The sequence below is a fragment of the Streptomyces cinnabarinus genome (genome assembly GCF_027270315.1).
Classification (GTDB): domain Bacteria; phylum Actinomycetota; class Actinomycetes; order Streptomycetales; family Streptomycetaceae; genus Streptomyces; species Streptomyces cinnabarinus.
Genome location: NZ_CP114413.1, coordinates 7,784,577 through 7,807,667, shown reverse-complemented (window position 1 = coordinate 7,807,667; position 23,091 = coordinate 7,784,577). Strand labels below are relative to the sequence as shown.

Below are 23,091 nucleotides of genomic sequence, written 5' to 3'. Positions count from 1 at the left end.
TGGCTATGGAAGCCGACCGTTCGCCGCGCGGGACCAAGAGCCCCCGCCTCACGCAGAGGAGCAGCTCATGAGCGCCCTCGCGTTGTCCGTGCTGCTGTCGCTCGTCTCCGCCGTCGCCTACGCGGGCGGAGCGATCGTGCAGGAGCACGTCGCGGTGTCCACGACCGGACAGCAGCAGTACGCACCGCTGCGCCGGCCGTCCTGGTGGGCCGCGGTGGCGCTCAACGGCCTCGGCGGTCTGCTGCACGTGGTGGCCCTCGCCTTCGGACCGCTGAGCCTGGTCCAGCCGCTGGGCGCCCTCACCATCGTCTTCGCGCTGCCCATGGCGGCCCTCTTCGTCGGCCGCAAGGCCGGGTCGACCGCCTGGCGCGGCGCCATCATGGCGACCGTCGGTCTGGCCGGTCTGCTCTCCCTGGTCGGCGCGTCCGAGTCGCAGTCCCTCGACACCGCGCAGCGGACCGGCGTGGCCCTGGTCACCGCGGGTGCCGTGGTGACCCTGATGATCGCGGGCCGGGCGGCCCACCGGCACCCGGTCGTGCGCAGCGTGCTGCTGGCGACCGCGTCCGGTATCGCCTTCGGTATGTCCTCGGTGTTCACGAAGATCGTCGCGGTCGACTGGAACGGCGGGGTGACGGCGGGCGACCTGCCGTCGCTGGCCACCATCGGCGTGTTCGCCACGGCCGGACTGCTGCTGTCGCAGGCCGCCTACCGCGGCGCCGGACTCGCCGCCCCGCTGGCGGTGCTGACCGTCGTGAACCCGGTGATCGCGGCCGCGGTCGGCATCACGATGTTCGGCGAGACCTTCCGCTACGGCACCACCGGCACCGCGCTCGCGCTGAGCTGTGGCGTGGTCGCGGCGGGCGGTCTGATCCTGCTGACGACGGAGCGCATCGAGCGCACCGAGCGGACCCGTCCGAAGCCGGAACTCCCCGCCGCACCGGTCCCGGCCGCGGAACCGGTCCCGGCCGAGGAGCTGCGGATCGTGCTCCCGGAACAGCCGAGCGCCCGCATCCCGGCACCCGGCCAGCAGGACCAGGCACTGACCCCGACCAGCTCCTCACCGCACCTGTACGGCCCGTTCTACGGCGGACCGTACATCCCGATGCCGGTACCGGACCGGCACCGGACCCGCGTCAAATCCTGACCCCGCCTGCCCTCAGGTAGGCCACCGGGTCGATGTCCGACCCGAAGCCGGGCCCGCTCCGCACCTCGAAGTGCAGATGCGGGCCCGTACTGTTGCCCGTGGAACCGGAGCGGCCGATCCGCTGCCCCGCGCCGACCTGCTGGCCGCTCTTCACGGAGATCGCCGACAGATGGGCGTACTGCGAGTAGCGGCCGTCCGCGTGCCGGATGACCACCTGGTAGCCGAAGGAGCCCTCCCAGCCCGCGTTCACCACCGTGCCGTCGGCCACCGAGAGCACGGAGGTGCCGGTGGCGACGGGGAAGTCCACGCCGGTGTGATAGCCCTGCGACCAGGAGGAGCCCGCCTTGTGGTACGGCGTGCCGGTGGGCGCGCTGACCGGGGAGACCATGGTCTTCTTCGCGGACTGCTTCTCGGGCTTCTTCTCGGGCTTCTGCTTCTCGGGAGTGGACTTCTCCTGGGAAGTGGCCCGCTCCGGCTTCGACTTGGCGGCCGTCGGGGTCGCCTTCGTGGCGGACTTGCCACCGAGTGCCAGCCGCTGGCCGGGCAGGATCAGGTCCGGATCCCCTCCGACGGTCTGCCGGTTGGCGTCGTACAGCCGCTGCCAGCCGCCCCGGACGTCCTGCTCGTCGGCGATCGTGGACAGCGTGTCGCCGCGCACGACCGTGTACATCTCGGCCTTGCCGGCCCGGGACTGCGGAGTGGTCTGCGGCCGCACGTCGGGGGCGGACGTCTTCACCTCGGGTGTGTCGCCGCCCCGGGTGAGCCCGGCCCGTACCGAGCAGACCGGCCAGGCGCCGGGGCCCTGTCCGTCGAGGACCTTCTCCGCCACCGCGATCTGCTGGTCCTTGGTGGCCAGGTCGGCGCGCGGGGCGTACCGGGTGCCGCCGTACTCCTCCCAGGTGGACTGGGCGAACTGGAGCCCGCCGTAGTAGCCGTTGCCGGTGTTGATGTTCCAGTCGTCGGTCGACTCGCACGCGGCGACCTTGTCCCAGGTCTCCACGTCCGCCGCCTGCGCGGTGCCGGTGCCGATGAGCGGGATCGCCATCCCGGCACCGCCCGCGGTGACGGTGAGCGAGGCGCGGTTGATCCTGTTCGGCTGATACCGGCGGTGCCGGCCGCGTACGGCCATATCGGTGCCCCCTCGACATGCGTCAGGAGGGCCAAAAGTATGCGTCCGTAACAGGCCATGACAAGACGGCAATCGGTCGTGCTGTGGCTCGAGAGGCAGGGCTGGAAATCCGGTTGAAAATCGCCTGAGGCAGCACGGCCCTGTCCTGCGTATCTGCTTGCGGAACACTGAACCACCCGGAAGTGCGGTCGAAGTACCGGCACGTCAAGATGGTCACTGCGGCAATACTGGCGGGCACGACGGCACCACCGATACCGGATTCCTTAGGAGCCAACCGTATGAGCACTACAGCCCAGATCGGCGTCACGGGACTGGCGGTCATGGGCCGCAATCTCGCCCGCAACTTCGCCCGCAACGGCTACACGGTCGCGGTGCACAACCGGACGTCTGCGCGTACGCACGCGTTGGTGGCGGAGTTCGGTGACGAGGGCGAGTTCATCGCGGCCGAGACCGCCAAGGACTTCGTGGCGGCGCTGGAGCGGCCCCGCCGCCTGGTCGTCATGGTGAAGGCGGGCGAGCCCACCGACGCGGTGATCCAGGAGTTCGCCCCGCTGCTGGAGCCCGGCGACATGATCATCGACGGCGGCAACGCGCACTTCGCCGACACCCGGCGCCGCGAGCGCGAACTGCGCGAGCAGGGCATCCACTTCGTCGGCATGGGCGTCTCCGGCGGCGAGGAGGGCGCGCTGCTCGGCCCGAGCATCATGCCGGGCGGCCCGAAGGAGTCCTACGACTCGCTCGGCCCGATGCTGGAGAAGATCTCGGCGAAGGCAGCGGACGGGGCGCCCTGTGTGACCCATGTCGGTCCGGACGGCGCCGGGCATTTCGTGAAGATGGTGCACAACGGCATCGAGTACGCCGACATGCAGCTGATCGGTGAGGCGTACCAGTTGCTGCGCGAGGTCGCGGGCTACTCCCCCGCGCGGATCGCGGAGATCTTCCGGACCTGGAACACCGGGCGTCTCGACTCCTATCTGATCGAGATCACCGCCGAGGTGCTGGCGCACGTGGACGCGGCCACCGGGAAGCCGTTCGTGGACGTGGTGGTGGACCAGGCCGAGCAGAAGGGCACGGGACGCTGGACCGTGCAGATCGCGCTGGACCTCGGGGTGCCGGTGTCCGGTATCGCGGAGGCGGTCTTCGCGCGGTCCCTGTCCGGGCACGCGGACCTGCGCGCGGCCTCGCGGGGTCTCGCCGGTCCCAAGGCGTCCCCGCTGAGCGAGTCGGAGGCGGCCGCGTTCGCCGACCGGGTCGAGCAGGCGCTGTACGCCTCGAAGATCGTGTCCTACACGCAGGGCTTCCACGAGATCGACGCGGCGCGGACGGAGTACGACTGGGACATCGACCTCGGCGCGGTCTCCGCGATCTGGCGGGGCGGGTGCATCATCCGGGCGGCGTTCCTGGACCGGATTCGCGCGGCGTACGACGCCAGGGCGGATCTGCCGAGCCTGCTCGCGGACGATGCCTTCGCCCGTGAGATCGCCTCCGCGCAGGACGACTGGCGTGAGGTTCTCGTGGCGGCGACGCGGCAGGGTGTGCCGACGCCCGGGTTCTCCGCGGCCCTCGCGTACTACGACGCGCTGCGTGCCGAGCGGTTGCCTGCGGCGCTTACGCAGGGGCAGCGGGACTTCTTCGGGGCGCACACGTATCGGAGGGTTGATCAGGAGGGGTCGTTCCACACCTTGTGGGGTGGGGATCGGTCCGAGGTTTCTGCGTAGCCGACCTGGGAGCGCGGGGCTGGGTCGGCTTTCCTTGCCCTGGTTCTTAGGTGAGCGGTGGGCCTGGTTCCGGGTTGGGTACCGGTTCCGGGCCCGGGGGGATCGGGGACGGGTTCGGGTCCGGGACCGGTTGGGGGCCCGGAGGTGGGGGCGGAGGTGTGGGGGCCGGGGGTGGTTCCGGGGTCGGACCCGGGGTGGGGTCGGGGTGGACCGGGTCCGGGTAGGGGTTGGTCATCTCGTCCTCCAGCCTGAAATGAACGGCTCTCTTTGGACTACTGCCCCGCGTACCCCGACTCGGCCGCTCAGTCACCCGCGTGGGCCCCGGCCGCGAGGCCGAGACGTGGGCTGGACAGGACCGGGACCGCGGTCGACGTCAGGTGCTGGGCCAGGGCCATCGAGGCCTGGGCCAGGACGATCACGTCGGCCGCGGTGACCTCGTCGGCCGCGGTGGCGATCCGCCGTACGTACGCCTCCGTGTCGCCCGTCTCGAAGCTCGCCCAGGCGCCGTCGACGAGGCGGGTGCTCACCTCGGACCGGCGTCCGGCGCGCTCGGCCTCCTGCTCGATCAGTTCCGCCGTGGGGCCGAGCGTGCTCTCCAGGGCGGCGAGGACGACGATCCGGGGGCCGGTCGCGACCGCGGCCGCCGCCATCGGGCGGTCGACGCGCAGCACCGGCACGCCGATGTCGGCCGCCTCGGCGACGGCGCCGATGGTCGAGCAGGTGCACAGCACCGCACGCGCGCCCTCGGTGACGGCACGGCGCAGGGCCGCCGCCACATCCTCGGCCACGGCTTCGGGGCCCGCCTCCCTCGCCCGTTCCAGGAGCCGCTCCTCGACGAGGTGCCGCAGTTCCAGGCCCGGGTGGTGTGCGTCGCGGAGGGCGTCGAAGACCGGGACGTGGACGGGAGAGGTGTGCAGAAGGGCGAGCGGCATCAGAAGCGGCCGGGGTGGGCCACCAGCCACTCCTTCGCCGCGCGCACCAGGTCGGGGTCGGCGGCGGGGGCCTCGTCGGGGTGACGCTCGGCCCATTTGATGACGTACGGGCACAGGGGGGCGACGACGATTCCCTCGCGCTCGGCGATGCCGTAGAGCTCACGGGCGAGGGAGCCCGCGATGCCCTTTCCCTCGTGGGCGGGCTCGACGATGGTGTGGACGGGGACCAGGGCGGGCCCGGGGCTGTCGAGGGTGAAGTACTCGATGTGGCCGACGACTTCGTCCCCGCTGAACGCCTCCAGGCGGCCCGCCGCCCGGTCGTCACGGATCTCGGTCTCGCTCACGGGCACGCTCCTGGTCCGTCTGGTTCGGTCAGGCCGGTACGGCCTGCGGGCTGCGCTCCTGGTCCGAGCCCGGCACCGGCTCGGAGGGGTCGGCGCCGAGGGCCACGATGCGGTTGTCGCGGTCCACGTGCACGACCCGCGGCTTCAGCGCGCGTGCCTCGGCGTCGGTGACCTGAGCGTAACTGATGATGATCACCAGGTCGCCGGGGTGGACGAGATGGGCGGCGGCACCGTTGATCCCGATCACCCCCGAGCCGCGCTCGCCCTCGATGACGTACGTCTCCAGCCGGGCCCCGTTGGTGATGTCGACGATGTGCACGAGCTCGCCGGGCAGCAGATCGGCGGCGTCGAGCAGGTCCGCGTCGATGGTCACCGATCCCACGTAGTGCAGGTCGGCCTGGGTGACGGTGGCACGGTGGATCTTGGACTTGAACATGGTGCGCAGCATGTTGAACTCCTGGAAGACGGCTCCCTGCCTGCTTTGTGCAGGTCAAGGGCGGTCTTCAGTCTATACGGGCGCCTCGAAGTCGATGATTGTGACGAATATCGCTTCTCACCGGGGAAAGTGCTCCCCGCCTGGGGTCCGTGCCGATGAGGCTGTTGCGACGCCACCGACCAGGTGCATGCGGGAGTCGCGAGGAGCTCACACGGTCGGCGGCTCCCGGGGCCCCGCCGTGACCTCCGCCTCGGCCCTCCTTGAAACCGTGCCGGGCGTCCCCGAGGTCCACCTCCACGTCGACCTGGGTCCGCAGGAAGATCCTTGAATCGGCTCCGTGTAGTACCCGATCTCATGAGTCAGAGCCCTGACCTGCGACAGCACCGCCAATCGGAACCATTCGACAGCCGGCGCCCAGTGACGACAGCGCATGCGCGTCCCGGGTTCATGACGATCGCCGGGAGGAACGGCCAGCCGACGAGAGGGATACGGTTTCAGTCTTCCGCCTCTGACCTGGCGTCAGCGCCGAACCCACATACGGCATGTTGAGGACGACGACCGCCGACGTCGCGCGGATGACCCTTTGGTGGCAGAGCCGAACGCTACGAGGAACAAGCGGCAGAAAGGGCACGATCCCATGGAATTGGAGCCACTTCTGTGGCGCTTGGCCGACAAGTACGCGCCCGCCCCGTCGGCGTACTCCGTCGCGTCCAGGCCCACGTGGTTCGACCACGCTGGTGATCTCGTCATGGTGAACAGCCCGGTCACCTGGGAGACCCCGGGCGCACCGAGGGCGGGTTCTGCCATCGAATCCCCGCAGGCAGCCATCCGGTGTACGTGGGCTCCTGCGCCTACGCCCCGCACGGCGAGGACGCCGATGCACTCTGGCTCACCGTCACCATGCTCGTGATGCCGCTGGCCGAGTCCTCCCGGATCGAGGCGGCAGACTGGAACGTCCCGGGCTACCACGACGTCCACCTGATCGAGGACTACGCCGTGTTGTGGGGTGATGAGGCCATGCGCGCGTCGCTCCCGCACGTGGACGACGTGCCCTCCTTCGTCCGGGACGCGCGAAGTGACATTCGAGACAGAGGGCCGCGTCACCGACCGGACAACTGGACGCAGGTGGTGCTGGACCGGGAAACCGGTGCGAACGCCTTCGTCTTCCCCGTGCACGATGCGGAGTACGTCACCGGATACGAGATCTTCGACGACCAGAGCAACCTGCTCTGCCTGGTGTTGGCCGCGTGCGAACAGAGAACCGGGCAGGGGCTCTGAGCTGACATGCCGCTCTGGAGCCGGGCCGGATCGCGAGCCTGGTTTCTGCGAGGCCCCGTCGCGAAGAGCCCAGCGGTGCGGGATCCTGCGACGGCCTGGTGGCCGGCGCGGACAAGGTGGTCCGGGTCGGTGAACTCGAACGCTTCGTAGCTGTGGGAGTCATTGGCGAAACGTCGGACATGCCCGCGGTTGCCGGGCGCGTCCGGAAGGCGGAAGAAGCCCGGGATGCCGAGGCGGTGGTTGACAGTGACCAGGACCACGCCGTCACGGACGAAGGCCGTACCGTCGTAGAGCGGTGCGCTGTTGGATCCGGCCGCGAAGCCTCCGCCATGCACGGTGGGCATGATCGGCCCGTGCAGCCGTACGGTGGATATTGGTGTTCTGGGAGGGCTCGGGGCATGGCGGGACGGCCACTCACCGAGGACACGGCCGTCTGCGTCGAGCAGGTCCAGTCAGCGCCCGGGCCGCTCAGCCACCCAGCCGGAGGCGGATCAGATTGGGGTCCTCGGCGGTCAGGTAGGCGGCGCTCGTGACGTAGACGGTGTCCCCGCGCACGGCGACGGACGTGGGGTTCTGCAGTCCGTCGGCCTGGGTCAGCACGATGGAGTGCCCGCCGTCGGGCTTGACCAGCGCGACCTCACTCGTGCCGTTCAGGGTGGCCAGCAGCTGCTCGCCGCGGCCGGTGAAGTCGAAGTCGTCGATCCCCTGCAGCCCGGTCGCCTCGGTCCCGACCCGGCCGGCACGACCGTCCGGGCGGATGGGGATGCGCAGGATGGTGCCCCTGTCGAGGTTGGTGGCCCATACGGCACCGTTGTGGATCTTCAGGCCGTTGACGCCGAGGAAGCCGGTGGAGGCCAGTTCGGGTGCCTCGGACCAGATGGTGGGGGCGCCACCGGTGGTGGGCACACGCGAGATGGTGCCGAGTACGGAGTCGGTGATGTAGAGCATGCGCGTGCGTGCGTCCAGCGCCAGGCCGTTGGGCAGGCCGTTCGCGGGGAGCGCGGCGATCCGCTGCGGCTTGCCGCCGGGGCGCAGGCGCCACACGCCGGTCAGGTCGGGCGTGCCGGTGGCGTAGAGGAAGTACAGCGTGCCGTCGTGCGCGCGAACGATGCCGACCGTCAACGGGAAGCCCAGCACCGGGGTGTGGATGCCGCCGTCGTCGGGCTCGGGCAGGGTGGCCAGTATGCGGGTGGTGCCGTCGCGGGAGACCCTGGCGATCTGCCGACCCGCGGCGAAGGTGAGGTAGGCGTCCCCGTTGGGTGCCAGGGCTATGTTCTCCGGCGTCTGGCCCTTGGCCAGGTCGAAGTGCACGGACACCCGCGGGACGCTCTGCGGTGCGGCTGTGGTCGAGGCCGAGGCCGCCGGGCTGAGCGCAGCGGCGGTGGCCGCGAGAAGGACGGCTGCGGCCGCCGTGAGCCTGAGAAGCTTCTTGGACATGGTTCCTTCACTGGATGTGGCCAACGCGCGTGTCGGCTGGGCTGGGGAAGGCAAGCCGGACCGGACAACCGTGCAACTACGGTCGTCAGCGGCTGGTGTGCGGTGCCCGGCGGTGCGGACGCGCGCGGGTGCACGGTCGCTGAATGTGCGGGTGTCAGTCGGTGAGCACCCGAGATCCCGGCCGCGCCGGCCGGGCGGGGAGGGGACCTTGCGTGGTGGGCGGGGTGGTGGACGGTGCGGTGGCCTGGGCGAGCAGAGTCAGTGCGGCACGCGAGGGTGAGCCCTTCTCCGTGGTGGCAACGACGACGACGGGGCCGACCCCGTGCCCCAGGGTCTGTTGGATGACGGTGAGAGTGCCGACCAGTGGGTGCCGCATCTCGTAGGCCGCGACGGTGCACGGCTTGACCCGGTGGTCGGCCCACATCGACGCGAACTCGGTGCTCTTCGAGCCCAGTTCGCCCACCAGTGCGTGCAGCGCGCTGTCCTGCGGGTGCTGTCCCGCCACGAGCCGCAGGTTCCCCACCACCGCCCTGGCCTTGCCGGCCCAGTCCGCGTACAGCCCGCGGGTGTGATGGTCGAGGAACACCAGTCGGGCCATGTTGGGACGCCCACCCGCACTCTGCGGGGCATCGGGATCCAGGTGTCCGGCGAACAGCGCGTGGCCCAGACGGTTCCATGCCAGAACGTCACTGCGCCGGCCGAGCACGACCGCGGGAACGTCCTCCAGTACCTCCAGCAACTGACGCGTCGCCTCGGTCACCCGCTCCGGCGTGGGCCGCCGGGTCCGGGGGCGGTCCCGGTCCGCCTGGGCCAGGTCGTGCAGGTGCAGCCGCTCGGACTCGTCGAGCCGCAGGGCCCGGGCGATCGCGTCCAGTACCTCGGGTGAGGCCCTCTGCGACTGACCCTGCTCAAGCCGCGTGTAGTAGGAGGCACTCACACCCGCCAACAGCGCCAACTCCTCACGTCGCAGCCCCGGAACACGCCGGCGCTCCCCGTAGGTGCGTACTCCGACATCCGCGGGGCGCAGCTGAGAACGCCGCGTCCTCAGGAAGCCTCCGAGCCGTGTTTGACCGTTCATGGCTCCGAGTATCGACCCGCTCGACAGCGCCGTGCCTGCCCCCTCCGGGGATAGCCACGGGCGGGTCTGGCTGCCGGGCCGCACCTTCTGTGAACTGGGCACCTCCGATCCACCCCCGCACCCAGGAGGATGTCTTGAGCGCCACCACCAGGAGGCTGGAGCCCTTCGAGGCTCTGGCAGCATCAGAGTTCGCCTTCACCAGACGGGCGTGGGTCGACGCCGCGCCCGACCGCGTCTACGAACTGGTCAGCGACGTGTCGGCGATCGGCCGCTGGAGCCCCAATGCGAGCGACGTCGCCTACGATCACGGCGCCGGCCCGAGCGTCGGCGCCTGGTTCAGCGGGCGCAACCGCAAGGACGGAAGAGAGTGGACCACCCGCTCCCAAGTCGTGCGAGCCGACCCCCCGACCGCTTTCTGCTTCGTCGTCGGTGGCCGCGAGAACGGCATCGTGCAGTGGGGCTGGACATTGCGTCCCCAGGGTGACGGCACGCTCGTCCAGCAGTCCTGGCAGCTCCTGCGCCTCGACCCGGTCCTCGGCACGACCCGCGCCGACTTGGACGCGCTCCGCCGCTATATGGAAGACAGCGTCGAAACCACCCGGGCGTCCCTGGCCCAATGGATCGCCGCGGATCGCCGGCCACCCGAGAGCAGGAACGTGCGGGACTGATGCTGGGTGGACGCTGACCTGTCTGACGTCTCGTCAGGCGAGGTGAGGATCGGTAGCACGAGGCCCGCCCAGGGCGTCCGACACCCCGGTCTGTTGCCGTTGGTCGTGATCCGCTGCGCCGATGGGGCCGGCCCTGTGCGCGAGCACGCCCGGCAACTGCTGCGCGAGGCGCTGAACGTGGAGTCTGCCCTCGGCCTCGCGCCGCGCGGACGCTGGGCTGCTGCGGCCGCTGCTCGTGCACCCGGCGCCCGGGGGCCGGGGGCCGTTACGCCGCTCCGAAGGTCTGCGGCATCGCCGGGGCCGGCGCGCAGGTCGACCGAAGGTCGCGGTCCTGGCCTCCGCTGAGCCGGGCCGCATTTCCCTGCTTGCCATGGGCGATCAGGCCGCCGTACAGTCCCTGCACCCGGCTTGTCCGGCCGCTTCGTTTATCCCCTTTGAGCACATGAGGAGCGCCCGGTATGACGGGTGTATTGGCGGTCGCAGGCGGCACCGCATCCGGCAAGTCCACCCTTGCCGAAGCCCTGTCGCTGCAGTGTCCCGAGAGCGTGGCCCTGGTCCATCTGGACGACTACTACGTGCCCGCGCACGACCCCCTGAGGGGTGTGTGGACGGTCAGTGCCGACGGGCACGCCATCCTCGACTGGAACCATCCGGGGTCGATCGACGAGACAGCGGTGACAGACGCCATCGACGCGGCGCTGCTGCGCCCCGGCGTGCTGCTGGTGGTCGTCGAGGGCCTGTTCGCGCTGTCACTGCCGTCCGTGGTCCGGCGGGCGGCCTGGCGGGTGTACGTCGACACCCCCGACGACATACGCCTGGCCCGCAAGATCCTCCGGAAGATCGAGGTGCAGCGGCAGGACCCCCGGCTGTCCCTGCGCAACTATCTGCAGACCGGCAGGGACCGCCACGCAGCCCACGTCGCGCCTTCCCGGGCAGCGGCCGATCTGGTCGTGGACGGGACCGCGAGCGAGGCGGAGATGCTGACGGCCGTCATGCCGCTGATCGGGCCGGCCCTCGCGCCGCCGCCTGCGGCGCCCTCGCGGGCACAGGGGGTGTGCGGTGTGACCCGTACCCCCGGCATCCCTGCGCTCGCGCTATGACGTGCCCGGGGGCACCGGCCCCGGCGAAGGACGCCGCGTGATCACGCTTCCGGCAACACGGCTCAAGCCCCGGCGCCGAACAGCCCGCAGAGCCGTGGCAGCGGCTGTGCTCGTGAGTGAGGCGACGATCTCCTGCATCGGAGTGGGGTTTTCCGTGGCGACGTCGAGGTCACGACTGAAGCGTTCGACCAGGCCGTGAGCCTGCACGGCGTATCCACCGGTGAGGACCAGAGGGTAGGGGGAACCGAGGTCGAGGATGTCGGCGAGGAGACGCTCGTGGAGCGGAGTGAGCTTCACGCGGCGGTCGTGCCAGTGGGAGCGGTGCGGAGCAGCTCGGGGAAGGCGTCCTCCCAGACCTCGCGGATGTAAGGACTGATCAGGCGCCGCAGCACGGGCCACTGCTCGGTGAGCAGGCGGTGGTGCAGGAGGGCCACCAGGTCCTCACTCAGCCCTTCGGCAAGGACGGTCCGGTAGAGCGTCATGCGGGACTTCGGACGGTCCAGGCTGTAGCTCGTCCGCCCTGACCAGACGATGTGGAGCGGCAGGTCCACGTCGCCCTCGACGGGTCCGACCAGCTCCCGCAAACGCTCGGGCAGCCGGCTGCGGTAGCGGTCCCGCAGTACCTCGGCGCGGGGGACGGTGATCGTCGGGTCCATGCATCCAATATCGCTGCTGGGAGGCGGCGGCAGGGCGGATACGAGGCTCCCCTGTCGTACGTACGGGTCGAGCGTCGCCCGCCCCGTGGCGCAGGCGCAGTGGACGAGAAGCACACCTGGCCGGGCGAGGTCGCGGCCGGAGGGGCAGGCGGCATCCATGAAGCAGGCCTCTTCGGCCCCGAACACCGCCCACTCACCTGTGTGTCCAGGTCTCCCGTCATGGCGGCCGGCTGGTCAGCAAGCTGGGACGCTCCGGCGCCCGACGCTGACCTGCACAAACACCCAAACACTGAACCGTAAGCGGCCGACGCCAGCCTACGCAACCGGCCTCGAAGGGGTTCGTGACCATCGCCGCAGCCTTGCCCAGGCCTCGCCCCGTGCCCCGATTTAGACGAGGGGCTGCATTAAATAACAACTTCCATTGGTACTACTCTTCCGCCAAGACCGGACGCCACTTCATCCGGCGTCCGTTTTTGAGAAGGGCATGACATATGGGAGCAGCACCGACAGGGGGAGCGCCTCCGGCGGGCAAGCGGCAGCGGATGATCGCGCGGGGATGGGTCCAGGCGGCGATCCTGGTCACGCTGGGCGGGTTCTTCGTCCTCGGTTTCCTGGCGATCCGGACCTACCAGGCCCAGCCCCCCATCCCCGACCGCACGGTCTCGGCCTCCGGCGAGGTGGTCTTCACCGGTGACGACGTCCGTGACGGCCAGAAGGTGTTCCTGCGCACCGGCCTGATGCAGTACGGCTCGATCTACGGCCACGGCGCCTATCTGGGCCCGGACTTCACGGCCGACTACCTCAACCGCAGCGCCACACTGGTGCGCGAGTACTACGGCGGCGCCAAGTCGGCGGACGCCTCCGGCCGTACGGTCGAGGACTACCGCACCAACCGCTACGACGACGGCACCGGGACCCTGGAGTGGAGCGAGGCGCAGGCCGCCGCCTTCACCGAACTGCGGGAGCACTACCGCGACATCCTCGGCCGCCCCGACGGCAAGCAGGGACTCAAGCCGGACGCGATCACCGACCCGGACGAGATCCACGACGTCACGGCCTACTTCGGCTGGACGGCGTGGACCGCCGCAGCCGAACGCCCCGGCCATGACTACTCGTACACCAACAACTGGCCCTCGGAGCCCCTGGTCGACAACGAGCCGACCGGCCACACCGTGACCTGGAGCGTTCTGTCGCTGATCTTCCTGCTGGCCGGGGCAGGTGCGCTGTTCGCCGCGTTCGGGCGCTGGAACTTCCTCGGCTGGCACCACCGCGACCAGCGGGAACTGCGCTTCCACTCCCCCGACCGGGTCCGGCTCACCCCGGCCCAGCGCACCACCGCCTGGTTCTTCCTGGTGATGGCCGCACTGTTCCTGGCCCAGGTGCTGCTGGGCTCGGCCGCCCAGCACTACCGGGCCGATCTCAGCAGCTTCTTCGGTATCCCGCTCGACCGCTGGCTGCCGTACAACCTGGCCCGGACCTGGCACACCCAGCTGTCGATCTTCTGGGTGGTCACCTCCTTCCTGGCCATCGGCATCTTCATCGCCCCGCTGATCGCCCGCGGCTGGGAGCCGCGCAAGCAGGCCCTGCTGACCAGGCTGCTGCTCAGCGCGCTGGTCGTCGTGGTCGTCGGCAGTCTGCTGGGCGAACTGGCCGGGCAGCGCGGCTGGCTGGGCGATCTGTGGGCCGTGCTGGGCAACCAGGGCTGGGAGTACCTGGATCTCGGGCGGCTGTGGCAGGTCCTGCTGACCATCGGCATGGTGATCTGGGTGGTCATTCTGTTCCGCGGACTGCGCCGCCGGCTCCAAGGAGAGAGCGTCGCCAACATGCCGTGGCTGTTCTTCCTGGCCGCGCTCGCGCTGCCCGCGTTCTACGCGGTCGGCCTGCTGGCCAGTCCCGACACCCAGTTCACCGCCGCCGACTTCTGGCGCTTCATCGTGGTGCACCTGTGGGTCGAGGACTTCATGGAGCTCTTCACCACCGCGACGGTCGCCTATCTCTTCGTACTGCTGGGCGTCGTCCGCGAGCGGGTGGCGCTGTCCGTGATCTTCCTCGACATCGTGCTGTACGGCGCGGGCGGGGTCATCGGCACCATGCACCACCTGTACTTCTCGGGCGAGCCCGCCGAACACCTCGCGCTCGGCGCGACGTTCTCCGCGCTCGAAGTGGTGCCGCTGCTCTTCCTCACCGTCGAGGCATGGGGCTTCCTGCAGATCGGCGCCCGCCGCCGCAGTCCCTCGGACACACCGTTCCCGCACCGGTGGGCGGTCATGTTCCTGGCCGCGGTCGGCTTCTGGAACTTCCTGGGCGCCGGGGTGTTCGGCTTCCTGGTCAACCTGCCGATCGTCTCCTACTACGAGATGGGCACCGGTCTGACGGCCAACCACGCACACGCCGCGATGATGGGCGTGTACGGCATGCTGGCGGTCGGTTTCGCGGTGTTCGCGCTGCGCTACCTCATCCCCGAGAACAGGTGGTCGGACCGCTGGCCCCGGCTGGCGTTCTGGTCGCTCAACCTCGGTCTGGCCTGGATGTCGTTCGCGACACTGCTGCCCAGTGGCGCCCTCCAGCTCTACAAGGTGGTCGAGAGCGGCTACGCCGACGCCCGCAGCCTCGGCTACCTCCAGGGCGACACCAATGTGTTCCTGGAGTGGCTGCGGCTGCCCGGGGACGTGGTGTTCCTGGTCGGCGGCGTCCTGCCGCTGCTGTGGATGTGCTGGCTGGGCGTACGCCACCGCCGCGGCCCGACCAGGCGGCCCGAGGACGCCGAACAGACCCTGCTGTTCACGGAGGTGGGACCCGACCCTGCCCCTGACCCGGCCCCCGAGCCGCCGGCCCCGGAGCCGCCGCCCGCCGAGGCGGTGGCCCCGTGAGCGGGGAGACACTGCTCGCCGCCGGGTATGTGACGGTGCTCCTGCTGGTCGTGATCGGCCTCGACATCTACGGCCGGCAGAGCACCGGCGCCTGGGAGTCCCGTATCTTCACCGGATACCACCGGTCGGTCCATGAGACCCCGGAGCCGGTCCGGCCGGACGAGTGGCCGCACTCGGAGGTGCACCACTTCCACCGGGCCGTCTCGCTGTTCGTCTCCGTGGTCGCGATCGTGCTGGCGACGGCGGAGGCGATACGCCACCACGCGCCGGCGGAGATCGCGCTCCTCGTGGCGGTGTCCGTCCCGCACGGCGCGCTCCTCGCCCTGCTGGGCCGACGGCTGCGGCAGGCGAAGGTCTCGCCGCCGGAGTGAGCAGGCGCGCACCGAGGGGTTAGAAACAGGACCTTCCTGTTTCTAACCCCTTTGCCTGTATCATCCCCGTATGACCCCACGGCGACAGCTCACTGACCCCGGCACCGGCGCTCCGGCACAGCGGGGACGGCGCGCCGCCATCCTCCAGACGCTGCGCGACACGGACAGCCCGGTGAGCGTGGCCGACGTGGCCGAGCGCGTCGGCGTCCACCTCAACACCGCCCGCTTCCACCTGGACGCGCTGGTCGCCGAAGGCACCGCGGCCCGGGGCACCGTACCGCGGAGCGAGCCGGGGCGGCCGAAGGTGGTCTACTCGGCCGTCGCCGACGAAGGGCCGGACGGCTCCCGCAGTTTCCGGCTGCTCTCCGACATCCTGCTCGGGGTCGTCGCCGACTCGGTTTCGGATCCGGTGGCCGCCGCCACCCGCGCCGGTCACTCCTGGGGCTCCTACCTCGCCGACGCACCCGCCCCCACCGAGCGCGTCAGCGCCGAGGAGGGGGAACGCCAACTGGTGGCGGTGCTGGAGGACATGGGCTTCGTGACGGAGGCGGAGGATGAGGCGTCAGGGGCCGAGCACGCCGAACGACGGCTCAACCTGCACCACTGTCCGTTCCGTGAAGTCGCCGAGCGCCGACCGGACATCGTCTGCGCGATCCACCTGGGCCTGATGCAGGGCACGGTCGAGACGCTGCGGGCCCCGCTCGACGCGACGAGCCTCCAGCCCTTCGTCACCCCGCACCTGTGCGTGGCGACCCTGCGGCGCACCGGCGCGGCCTGAGACCCCGCTCCTGCCCCCAGCACCACCGCGCCCGCCACGCCCCGAGGCGACCGGGGTACCCCGCCCGCCAGTCTGTAGCGAGGGTGCCGGGCGCCGGGACGTGGCGGACGGTGGCCATCCGGTATGACGGTGGGACGACCGGATGGTGACCGGGCCGGGAGCACGCCGCGCCCGCCGTGGTTCGTGAGCGCACGAGGTCCAGGTGCTCGGCGGGACGTGACGGTCCGTGTCGCTCCCGGCCGGTCGGAGATCATCATCGCCGTACCGCAGTCCCCGCCGCCTGGGTCGAACGGTCCCGCGGGCGCGGCCTTCCGGTCCTCGCCCGGCCCGCCGAACAGGGCCCAACGGCCTTACCGGAAGGGGCAGGTCGGCCCACTCGGTGCGACGGGGCGCACGACTAGGGTCCGGCCTTCCGGCCGGATGATTCAGAGTTGCTCGTCCGACACCCCCGCGGAGTCGAAGGTGGCCATGTCACGCAGGGCGCGCGCCGCCGCCTGGACGAGCGGCAGCGCCAGCAGGGCGCCCGTGCCCTCGCCGAGCCGTAGCTCCAGGTCGACCAGGGGACGCAGGCCGAGCTGCCACAGGGCGACGGTGTGGCCGGGTTCGACCGAGCGGTGTCCGGCCACACAGGCGGAGACGGCCTCGGGCGACAGCGCGGCCGCCACCAGGGCCGACGACGAGGCGATCACCCCGTCCAGGATCACCGGCACCCGGCGGGCGGCGGCGCCCAGCACGAACCCGGCGATCGCCGCGTGCTCCAGGCCGCCGACCGCCGCCATCACGCCGACCGGGTCCTGCGCATCGGGCCGGTTGTGGTCGAGAGCCGTGCGCACCACGCCCACCTTGTGCCGTCGCGTCGCGTCGTCGACTCCCGCGCCGTGCCCGGTGACCTCCTCCGGATCCGTGCCGGTGAACACGGAGACGAGGGCCGCGGACGCGGTGGTGTTGGCGATGCCCATGTCGCCGGTGAGCAGACAGCGGCAGCCGTCGTCGACGAGTTCATCGGCGACCTGGATCCCGGCCTCGATGGCGCGCAGGGCCTCGTCCCGGCTCATGGCCGGACCGCGTGTCATGTCCGCGGTCCCGCTGCGGACCCGGTGGTTCTTCAGCCGGCCCGGGTCGACATCCGTGGCGGGCACCGGAGTCGCGACACCCATGTCCACCACGACCACCCCGGCTCCGGCCTGGGCGGCCAGGGCGTTCACGGCGGCTCCGCCGGCGAGGAAGTTGGCGACCATCTGCGCCGTCACCTCCTGCGGCCAGACGCTGACGCCCTGGGCGTGGACACCGTGATCGGCGGCGAAGACGGCCACCGCGGCGGGTTCCGGCAGCGGCGGCGGGCAGGTTCCCGCCAGGGCCGCGAGCCGGACCGACACGTCTTCCAGCAGGCCCAGCGAGCCGGGCGGCTTGGTCAGGTTGTTCTGGCGGTCACGGGCCGCCGCCGCGGCGCCGGAGTCGGCGGGCGCGATGGCGGCCAGGGTGCGTTCCAGCAGCGCGCCGACGGCGGGGGCGGCAGCAGTGCGAGGGGTGGGATCGGAGCCGTACGAGGGCACCACGAAGGGAGTCCTTCCGCTGTCGGCGGTTCTCCACGCCGCCGTGAACAGGCCGCGCCCGGGCGGGAAGTGCCTGGCTGCGGGACGGCCGGAATGTCCTGGCTCCCGGCTCTCGGCGCCCCGCTCGTACCGCACGGGCACCGGCGCCGTCTCCCGGCCTTCCCAGCGGCCGGCTCGCGCCGACTGCCAGTGGCCATCAGTGGGAGGCAGCTCCCCGGTCACAGTGGCGGGCCCGCCCCGGACTTGGACCCATGGGGCCCGCACCGGAGTTCCTCCGCACCGTCACGGGGCATCCTGCCATGCCGGGCGCGGAGCGTTCACCGGACCACCAGGCCCGGGTGAGGGCCCCACAAGGCCCTGGTCGCCGGGCGGCCCCGCCCTCGCTCCCCGCTTCAGGCGGTCGGCTGCGGCGGGGCGCTGTCGCTCGCGGTCTCCTCGGCGATCCGGGCGATCAGCCCGTCCAGCACCTCCTCCGCCTGCTCCGGGTCGAAGTCCTCCCCCAGCCGCTTGCGCACCCCGTCGTCGCTGAGCAGATGGTGCACCGCGGGCGTCACACCGTGCCGGGCAAGACAGTTGCGGGCGCACTGCAGCACGCACCCGTCGATGGCGATGACCGGCCGGTCGCTCCGCGCCTTGCGGACCAGGCTCGGCACGTCTCCGCCCACACCGGCGATGCACGACATCTCGGCGATGCCCCGCCGGTCGAGCTGGATGGCGATCCAGTTGGTCATCTGGGCCGCGCTCGAACAACCCGAGCAGGAGTAGACGAGCGGCAGATCACGGCGGCGTTTCACGGGAGCCTCACAAGCCTCACGACAAGAGCGGTAGGTCCGTTCGAGCGTAGGCCGGACGGCGGTGAGGGGACATGGGCCCAAGGGCCCCGACCAGGGCCGTTCGGTCCATGCCCCCCTCCTCACCGCACCTTTCACCCGACCTTGAAGACACCGTGCCCGCCGCGTTCCGCGTCGCTCATGGCGTGCGTGACGAACGGATAGTCACCGGCCTCCGGGAAGGACAGCTCGACGAATCCGCCCGAGGCGGGGGCGAGATCGAGGACCTGCGCGCCCCCGGTCTCCGACTCTCCCCGTCTCAGGTCGTACGCGCCCTCGCGGAACACCGTGTCGAACTGTCCGCCCACGACATGGAAGGCGCTCGACCCGTTCGGCCCGGCCGCCAGCACCCAGATCCGTACGCGCTCACCCGACTCGGCGGTGAGCGGGTCGTGGTCGTACTGGTTGGCATAGCCGTTGAAGGCGACCATGTCGTACTCCTTGGCGGTCACCTTGCCGGGGTCGGCCGTGCCGCCCTGCTCACCGAGGTAGAACTCCGACTGGACCAGCACGTATTCACGGTCCACGGCGGGCAGGTCGGGCGGGTCGATGATCACCGCGCCGAACATGCCGTTGGCGATGTGCAGGGACATCGGCATGGTCGAGCAGTGGTACATCCAGATGCCGCTGCGGGTGGCCGTGAAGCGGTACGTCAGGGACTCACCGGTCCCGATGGTGCGCATCGGCTCGTTGGGCGCGAGCGCTCCGGCGTGGAAGTCGACGGAGTGGCCGATCGATCCGTCGTTGACGAGGGTGATCTCGAAGGTGTCGCCGACGCGTCCGCGCAGCACGGGTCCGGGTGCCGTGCCGTTGAAGGTCCACAGCTTCTGCCGTACGCCGGGGGCGACTTCCCTCGTCGCCTCCTGCACGGTGAGCGTCTTCTTGATCACCCGGGGGCTGGATCCTCTTGCGGCGGACGGGAGTTGGGCATCACGGGCGGTGAAGCCCGCGGCCGGTTCGGCCATCGGGTCGAAGGCGTCGGCGGCGGAGGTTCCGGTGGCTTCGTCGGACGTACCGGCGCCGCTGTGGTCGCTGTGGTCGCTGTGGTCCTGGGCCGACCCGCCGCTGTCCGTGGCGGAGTTCGTGTCGGTGTCGGCGTCCGCTCCGGTGACGTTCACGGCGAAGACCATCCCCATCTGCCGGTGGCCGACCACGGAGCACCAGCCGTCGAGGTCCCGGCCGACGACTCCCGTGTCCAGGGTGTCCTTCTCTCCCGGGCTGATCCGGTCGGTGCGGGCGCCCGTCTCCAGCATCAGGTCGTGGGTGTCGCTGCCGGTGTTGTCGAGGGTGATGACCAGGCGGTTTCCGGCGGGGACATCGACGGAGGCCGGTGTGAAGCGCATGTTGCGGATCGTCACCGTGACCTTGGTGGTGCGGCCGGTCGCCCGCACCGCGTCCCCGTCGGCACCGGTGGCGGCGGACCGCTCCAGGATCGGCAGCGACCGCACGTCCGCCGCGCCGCCGCCCGCGACGGCCAGCATCACGACCGCGAGCCCGAGGGCGACGCCGCCGAGCACACGGTGCGGGCGGGCCGGGGGCTCGGCCGGGGCGGGCACCGGTGCTCCGGCGGTCGCCGCATCGCGCCGGTTGCGCAGTCCTCCTACGACCGCCAGCAACAGCAGCACCAGGAAGAACAGCAGCATCACCAGCAGAAGCAGCGAGCAGGCCACCCGCACCATCGACGGCACCGGCAGCACGCACAGCAGCAGCGCGGCGTTGGTGATGGCCAGCCGGGCGGGCCAGGCCCGTTCGAGGCTCGCGGTGGCGGCTCGCACGGCGGAGGGGCCGCCGCCCAGCACCACGGGGACGAGGAAGCTCAGCGCGCCGAACAGGACTTGGGCGATCCAGCCCGCGGCGAGCGGCGCGGTGAGCTGGGGTATGCGCGCCCCCACCGTGATCCAGGAGGTCGTGGTCAGGAGGATCCCGGCCAGTACGGCCAGCGATCCGGCGAGCCAGGCGCAGCCCGCGGCCACGGACCACGCGGCGAAGGACCGCGGTGCCTTCGCGCGGGCCTCGCGCAGCCAGGGCCGGCCCGCGACGACCAGCCCGGCGGCGTAGGCGAGCACGCCGGGGGCGGCCAGCGGCGGCGGGCCGAGCAGGGTGCCGGCGACGGTGGCGGCGAGTCCGGCGAGCAGGACGGGAAGGGCCAGGCGGCCCGCCCGTTCCGCGCCGTCCGCCACGCGGGTGCGCAGCATCGTCGGCCACAGGGTGATGAGGGTTCCGGCGACGGTGAGGCCGACCCAGCCGAGCAGGTTGATCGCCTCGTGGGCGAACCGCAGCCGTTCGGGCAGATCACCGGCGACCTCACCGCGCGCCATGACGACGCCGAGCCCGGCGCCCACGGGCAGCAGGGCGGAGGCGGCGACGTAGTAGCGGACGGTCATGGAGAACCGGCCGGGCAGCGCCCGCCGCATCAGCCGTACCAGCCATACGGCGTGTGCGGTGACCGCGGCCGCGACCAGGCAGCCGCCGGCCAGGATCACGGGCCATCGGTCGAAGAACATCCCGCCGATCACGCCGACCGCGCCGAGGTTGAGGCAGACCAGGCGCAGTGCGGCGGGGGCGCCCCGGTTCGCCTCGGGCAGCCGCAGGACGGAGGCGGCGAAGTGGCCCGACCAGATCACGATCGCGTTGGTGACCGCCCCGAGCAGCAGCGCGTGGACGAGCAGCCAGAAGGCGTGCGGCAGGAAGTGGTGGGCGGTCCCGACCGCGGCGAAGAGGCCGAGCCAGGCGACCACGATCGCGTTCACGGCGAGGTGCCAGCGGGTGCGCGGGGAACGGCCGGGGGGCGGGGGCTTGGGGGCGGATCCGCTCGGTGTGGGGAGGGACAGGTTCGTGGTCACCGGGGGGTCCTCGGGGTGTCGGAGGGCGATGCCGCCGGGGCGGGGTCAGAGGGTGCGGGGGCCGATGCCCCGGCGCGGCGCGTGGCGAGGGCGGAGGCGGTGGCCGCCGATACGGCGAACAGCAGCACGGCGACGATGTTGAGCACCCCGCCGAGCTGCCACGCGCCGCGGATGTCCCGCAGATCACCGACCAGGACGCGCAGCGCCAGCGACAGATGCAGCAGCCAGGCCGCCGCCGCGAGCGCCGGGTGGTAGGGCAGGGGGCGGCGCAGCACCGCGGGCAGGATCACCGGGGCGTGCGCCATGATCATCGACATCACGAAGCCCAGGAACACGGCGTGCACCACCGCGTCGTACCGCGTCCCCTCGGTGACCGGCCCATTGAGCAGCCACAGCGTCCCGGCCAGGGCCAGCCAGGCGTACCCGGCGAGCAGGCAGGCCGCGGTGAAGCGGGGCAGGCCGGTGGCGCGCAGCAGCTTGCGGGCGACGTCGTGCACGACGAGCCAGGCGACCAGGGCGAGCAGCGCCGCGCCGAGCAGGACGGTGCCGGTCGCGGGCCACAGCAGAGTGGCGACGACGCCGGTCGCGGCCGCGCCGACACAGGCGAGGAACACGGGTTCCGCCGAGGGCGCCAGGACGGCCACGCGGGCGAGTTCCAGCCGCTCCCCCGCAATGGTCAGTACGAGGAACGCCACCAGCCAGGGCAGCATGCGCGGTACGTCGATGCCGCCCAGCCACAGCAGCGCGGCGCCCAGTGCCGACACGGCACCCGCGGCCTGGGCGAGCAGCGCGGCGCTCGGCTGACGGCGCCAGAACCGTACGTACAGCGCGACGAGGGCGGCGCATCCGGCGGCGAGCAGCAGCCGGGGTACGACCAGGTCGACCGGGCTGAGCAGCAGCAGGCCCCCGGCGCCGAGGCAGCCGGGGGCCGCGTAGCCCCAGGGACGCCCCAGGGCGACGGCACGCTCCAGCGCGACCAGCGTGCCCGCGAAGCCGAGCACCATCAGCACACCGTGCACCTGCGGCAGCCGGTCCGCGGTGACCGGCGCCGGCAGACCGAGCATGCCGAGGGCGGCATTGAGCCCGGCGAGGAGACAGAACCCGGCGGCCAGCAGCAAGGGGGCACGGCGGGCGCCCGCGCGGCGGGCGGCGGCGGTGCCGGACACGGACGCGGCGGTCACCGGTGCTCCACGGAGGTGCGGGCCGGGGTCGTGTCCCCGTTCTTGCCCTCGGACTGTCCGCTCATCCCCAAGTGCAGCCTGCACGCGTCCGGTTCGGCGAAGGGCAGCAGTTCGACGTCCTGCGGGGCTCCGCCCAGCGCGGCGAGCCCCGCTCGGGCCAGGCCCTCGTGAACTCCGCAGATGACGCCGGGGTGTTCGCGGGCCGCCTCGACGAACGGGCAGCGCGGCAGGCGGACTTGGCGTGCCTCCGGGTCCGCCTCCGGGGCGAAACCGATCTCCTCCAGGAGTTCCAGCAGCCGGGTCCGCGCCTCGTGGGGGTCGGCCGCGGGCGTCCGTCCGGCGGTGAGGACGCGCCCCCAGTGCTCGCCGGCGGCGAGGGCGTCCCTGCGCGGGTCGGCGCTGGAGCGGGCGATCTGCGCGGCGAGGACGGCGGCGAGTCCGGCGTATTCGCGTGCGGGGGACTCCTGCGGGGGGCGGGCCCGGTAGCGGAAGGCGGGGCGGCCGCGTCCGGACGGATTGGACCGCTCGCGGACGGCGAGGTCGTCGTCGACCAGGGCGTCCAGATGCTCGCGGACGGTGTTGACGTGCAGCGCGCACAGCTGGGCGAGCGCGCTCGCGGTGACGGGGGCGGACTGGCCGCGCAGGTACTGCAGGACGCCGCGGCGCTGCCGGGACAGCGGTACGCGGTTCGTTCCGCTGCCGGGAAGCGGCCCGTTATTTTCCACGGTCATGTCCGTACTATATT

19 protein-coding genes and 3 pseudogenes are annotated in these 23,091 nt (G+C 71.6%); 8 read left to right on the top strand and 14 right to left on the bottom strand.

Annotated features, from left to right (window positions below; all coding sequences use genetic code 11):
• Positions 1 to 67 precede the first annotated feature (67 nt).
• A complete protein-coding gene (locus tag STRCI_RS35220) occupies positions 68 to 1,144 on the top strand; it encodes a DMT family transporter (protein ID WP_269663023.1) in 1,077 nt (358 codons plus the stop codon).
• Here STRCI_RS35220 and STRCI_RS35215 read toward each other — a convergent pair.
• Positions 1,134 to 2,273, bottom strand: coding sequence for a transglycosylase family protein (locus STRCI_RS35215; RefSeq protein ID WP_269663022.1), 1,140 nt, complete (start codon positions 2,271 to 2,273; stop codon positions 1,134 to 1,136). The genes STRCI_RS35220 and STRCI_RS35215 overlap by 11 nt on opposite strands.
• Before the next feature lie 278 nt (positions 2,274 to 2,551).
• Here STRCI_RS35215 and gndA point away from each other — a divergent pair, with 278 nt between their 5' ends.
• Entirely contained in the window at positions 2,552 to 3,991 is a 1,440-nt protein-coding gene (gndA, locus tag STRCI_RS35210) for an NADP-dependent phosphogluconate dehydrogenase (protein ID WP_269663021.1), read from the top strand.
• 302 nt (positions 3,992 to 4,293) lie between these two features.
• On the opposite strand, the gene STRCI_RS35205 is transcribed toward gndA, so the two are convergent.
• Genes STRCI_RS35205 through panD form a run of 3 tightly spaced genes read right to left on the bottom strand, consistent with a single transcriptional unit; the run spans position 4,294 to position 5,715 of the window.
• Entirely contained in the window at positions 4,294 to 4,923 is a 630-nt protein-coding gene (locus STRCI_RS35205) for an aspartate/glutamate racemase family protein (RefSeq protein ID WP_269663020.1), read from the bottom strand.
• Positions 4,923 to 5,267 (bottom strand): GNAT family N-acetyltransferase, encoded by a 345-nt coding sequence (locus STRCI_RS35200; protein WP_269663019.1) that lies wholly within the window; start codon positions 5,265 to 5,267, stop codon positions 4,923 to 4,925. The genes STRCI_RS35205 and STRCI_RS35200 overlap by 1 nt, the downstream gene beginning before the upstream one ends.
• A 28-nt stretch (positions 5,268 to 5,295) precedes the next feature.
• Complete coding sequence (panD, locus tag STRCI_RS35195) at positions 5,296 to 5,715, bottom strand: aspartate 1-decarboxylase (protein WP_269663018.1); 420 nt, start codon at positions 5,713 to 5,715, stop codon at positions 5,296 to 5,298.
• An 819-nt stretch (positions 5,716 to 6,534) separates the two neighbouring features.
• Between panD and STRCI_RS35190 the strand changes: the two genes are divergently transcribed.
• Positions 6,535 to 6,981, top strand: coding sequence for a hypothetical protein (locus STRCI_RS35190; RefSeq protein ID WP_269663017.1), 447 nt, complete (start codon positions 6,535 to 6,537; stop codon positions 6,979 to 6,981).
• Between the two features lie 191 nt (positions 6,982 to 7,172).
• Here STRCI_RS35190 and STRCI_RS35185 read toward each other — a convergent pair.
• The 3 genes and pseudogenes from STRCI_RS35185 to STRCI_RS35175 form a co-directional block, all read right to left on the bottom strand.
• A pseudogene (locus STRCI_RS35185) lies at positions 7,173 to 7,325 on the bottom strand (carboxylesterase family protein); the annotation flags it as partial.
• 124 nt (positions 7,326 to 7,449) lie between these two features.
• Positions 7,450 to 8,418: an SMP-30/gluconolactonase/LRE family protein gene (locus STRCI_RS35180; RefSeq protein ID WP_269663016.1), complete on the bottom strand. Its 969-nt coding sequence runs from the start codon at positions 8,416 to 8,418 to the stop codon at positions 7,450 to 7,452.
• 154 nt (positions 8,419 to 8,572) lie between these two features.
• Positions 8,573 to 9,496, bottom strand: coding sequence for a helix-turn-helix domain-containing protein (locus STRCI_RS35175; protein WP_269663015.1), 924 nt, complete (start codon positions 9,494 to 9,496; stop codon positions 8,573 to 8,575).
• A 134-nt stretch (positions 9,497 to 9,630) separates the two neighbouring features.
• On the opposite strand from STRCI_RS35175, the gene STRCI_RS35170 reads away from it, so the two are divergent.
• Positions 9,631 to 10,164: an SRPBCC family protein gene (locus STRCI_RS35170; protein ID WP_269663014.1), complete on the top strand. Its 534-nt coding sequence runs from the start codon at positions 9,631 to 9,633 to the stop codon at positions 10,162 to 10,164.
• A 458-nt stretch (positions 10,165 to 10,622) separates the two neighbouring features.
• Positions 10,623 to 11,264: a uridine kinase family protein gene (locus STRCI_RS35165; protein WP_269663013.1), complete on the top strand. Its 642-nt coding sequence runs from the start codon at positions 10,623 to 10,625 to the stop codon at positions 11,262 to 11,264.
• 113 nt (positions 11,265 to 11,377) lie between these two features.
• On the opposite strand, the pseudogene STRCI_RS35160 reads toward STRCI_RS35165, so the two are convergent.
• Both STRCI_RS35160 and STRCI_RS35155 read right to left on the bottom strand, forming a co-directional pair.
• Positions 11,378 to 11,561, bottom strand: a pseudogene (locus STRCI_RS35160) (nucleotidyl transferase AbiEii/AbiGii toxin family protein); the annotation flags it as partial.
• Positions 11,558 to 11,920 carry a hypothetical protein gene (locus STRCI_RS35155; RefSeq protein ID WP_269663012.1) on the bottom strand — a complete coding sequence of 121 codons (363 nt, stop codon included), beginning with the start codon at positions 11,918 to 11,920 and terminating at the stop codon, positions 11,558 to 11,560. The gene STRCI_RS35155 and the pseudogene STRCI_RS35160, both read right to left, overlap by 4 nt.
• A gap of 491 nt (positions 11,921 to 12,411) precedes the next feature.
• On the opposite strand from STRCI_RS35155, the gene STRCI_RS35150 reads away from it, so the two are divergent.
• From STRCI_RS35150 to STRCI_RS35140, 3 genes are all read left to right on the top strand, one after another.
• Positions 12,412 to 14,790: a nitric-oxide reductase large subunit gene (locus STRCI_RS35150; protein WP_269663011.1), complete on the top strand. Its 2,379-nt coding sequence runs from the start codon at positions 12,412 to 12,414 to the stop codon at positions 14,788 to 14,790.
• A complete protein-coding gene (locus tag STRCI_RS35145) occupies positions 14,787 to 15,161 on the top strand; it encodes a hypothetical protein (protein WP_269663010.1) in 375 nt (124 codons plus the stop codon). The genes STRCI_RS35150 and STRCI_RS35145 overlap by 4 nt, the downstream gene beginning before the upstream one ends.
• Before the next feature lie 70 nt (positions 15,162 to 15,231).
• On the top strand, positions 15,232 to 15,939 hold the full coding sequence (locus tag STRCI_RS35140) for a helix-turn-helix transcriptional regulator (RefSeq protein WP_269663009.1): 708 nt from the start codon (positions 15,232 to 15,234) through the stop codon (positions 15,937 to 15,939).
• A 425-nt stretch (positions 15,940 to 16,364) separates the two neighbouring features.
• Here the strand turns inward: STRCI_RS35140 and cobT are convergent.
• The 5 genes and pseudogenes from cobT to STRCI_RS35115 all read right to left on the bottom strand — a co-directional run.
• Positions 16,365 to 17,561 (bottom strand): annotated as a pseudogene (cobT, locus tag STRCI_RS35135) (nicotinate-nucleotide--dimethylbenzimidazole phosphoribosyltransferase); the annotation flags it as partial.
• A gap of 323 nt (positions 17,562 to 17,884) precedes the next feature.
• On the bottom strand, positions 17,885 to 18,286 hold the full coding sequence (locus STRCI_RS35130) for a putative zinc-binding protein (RefSeq protein ID WP_269663008.1): 402 nt from the start codon (positions 18,284 to 18,286) through the stop codon (positions 17,885 to 17,887).
• A gap of 131 nt (positions 18,287 to 18,417) precedes the next feature.
• The gene (locus STRCI_RS35125; protein WP_269663007.1) at positions 18,418 to 21,165 is read right to left on the bottom strand and encodes a multicopper oxidase domain-containing protein; all 2,748 of its coding nucleotides are present in this window, start codon (positions 21,163 to 21,165) and stop codon (positions 18,418 to 18,420) included.
• On the bottom strand, positions 21,162 to 22,346 hold the full coding sequence (locus STRCI_RS35120; RefSeq protein WP_269663006.1) for a hypothetical protein: 1,185 nt from the start codon (positions 22,344 to 22,346) through the stop codon (positions 21,162 to 21,164). Before STRCI_RS35120 ends, STRCI_RS35125 begins: the two co-directional genes overlap by 4 nt.
• Positions 22,343 to 23,077 carry a helix-turn-helix transcriptional regulator gene (locus STRCI_RS35115; RefSeq protein ID WP_269663005.1) on the bottom strand — a complete coding sequence of 245 codons (735 nt, stop codon included), beginning with the start codon at positions 23,075 to 23,077 and terminating at the stop codon, positions 22,343 to 22,345. Before STRCI_RS35115 ends, STRCI_RS35120 begins: the two co-directional genes overlap by 4 nt.
• Positions 23,078 to 23,091 lie beyond the last annotated feature (14 nt).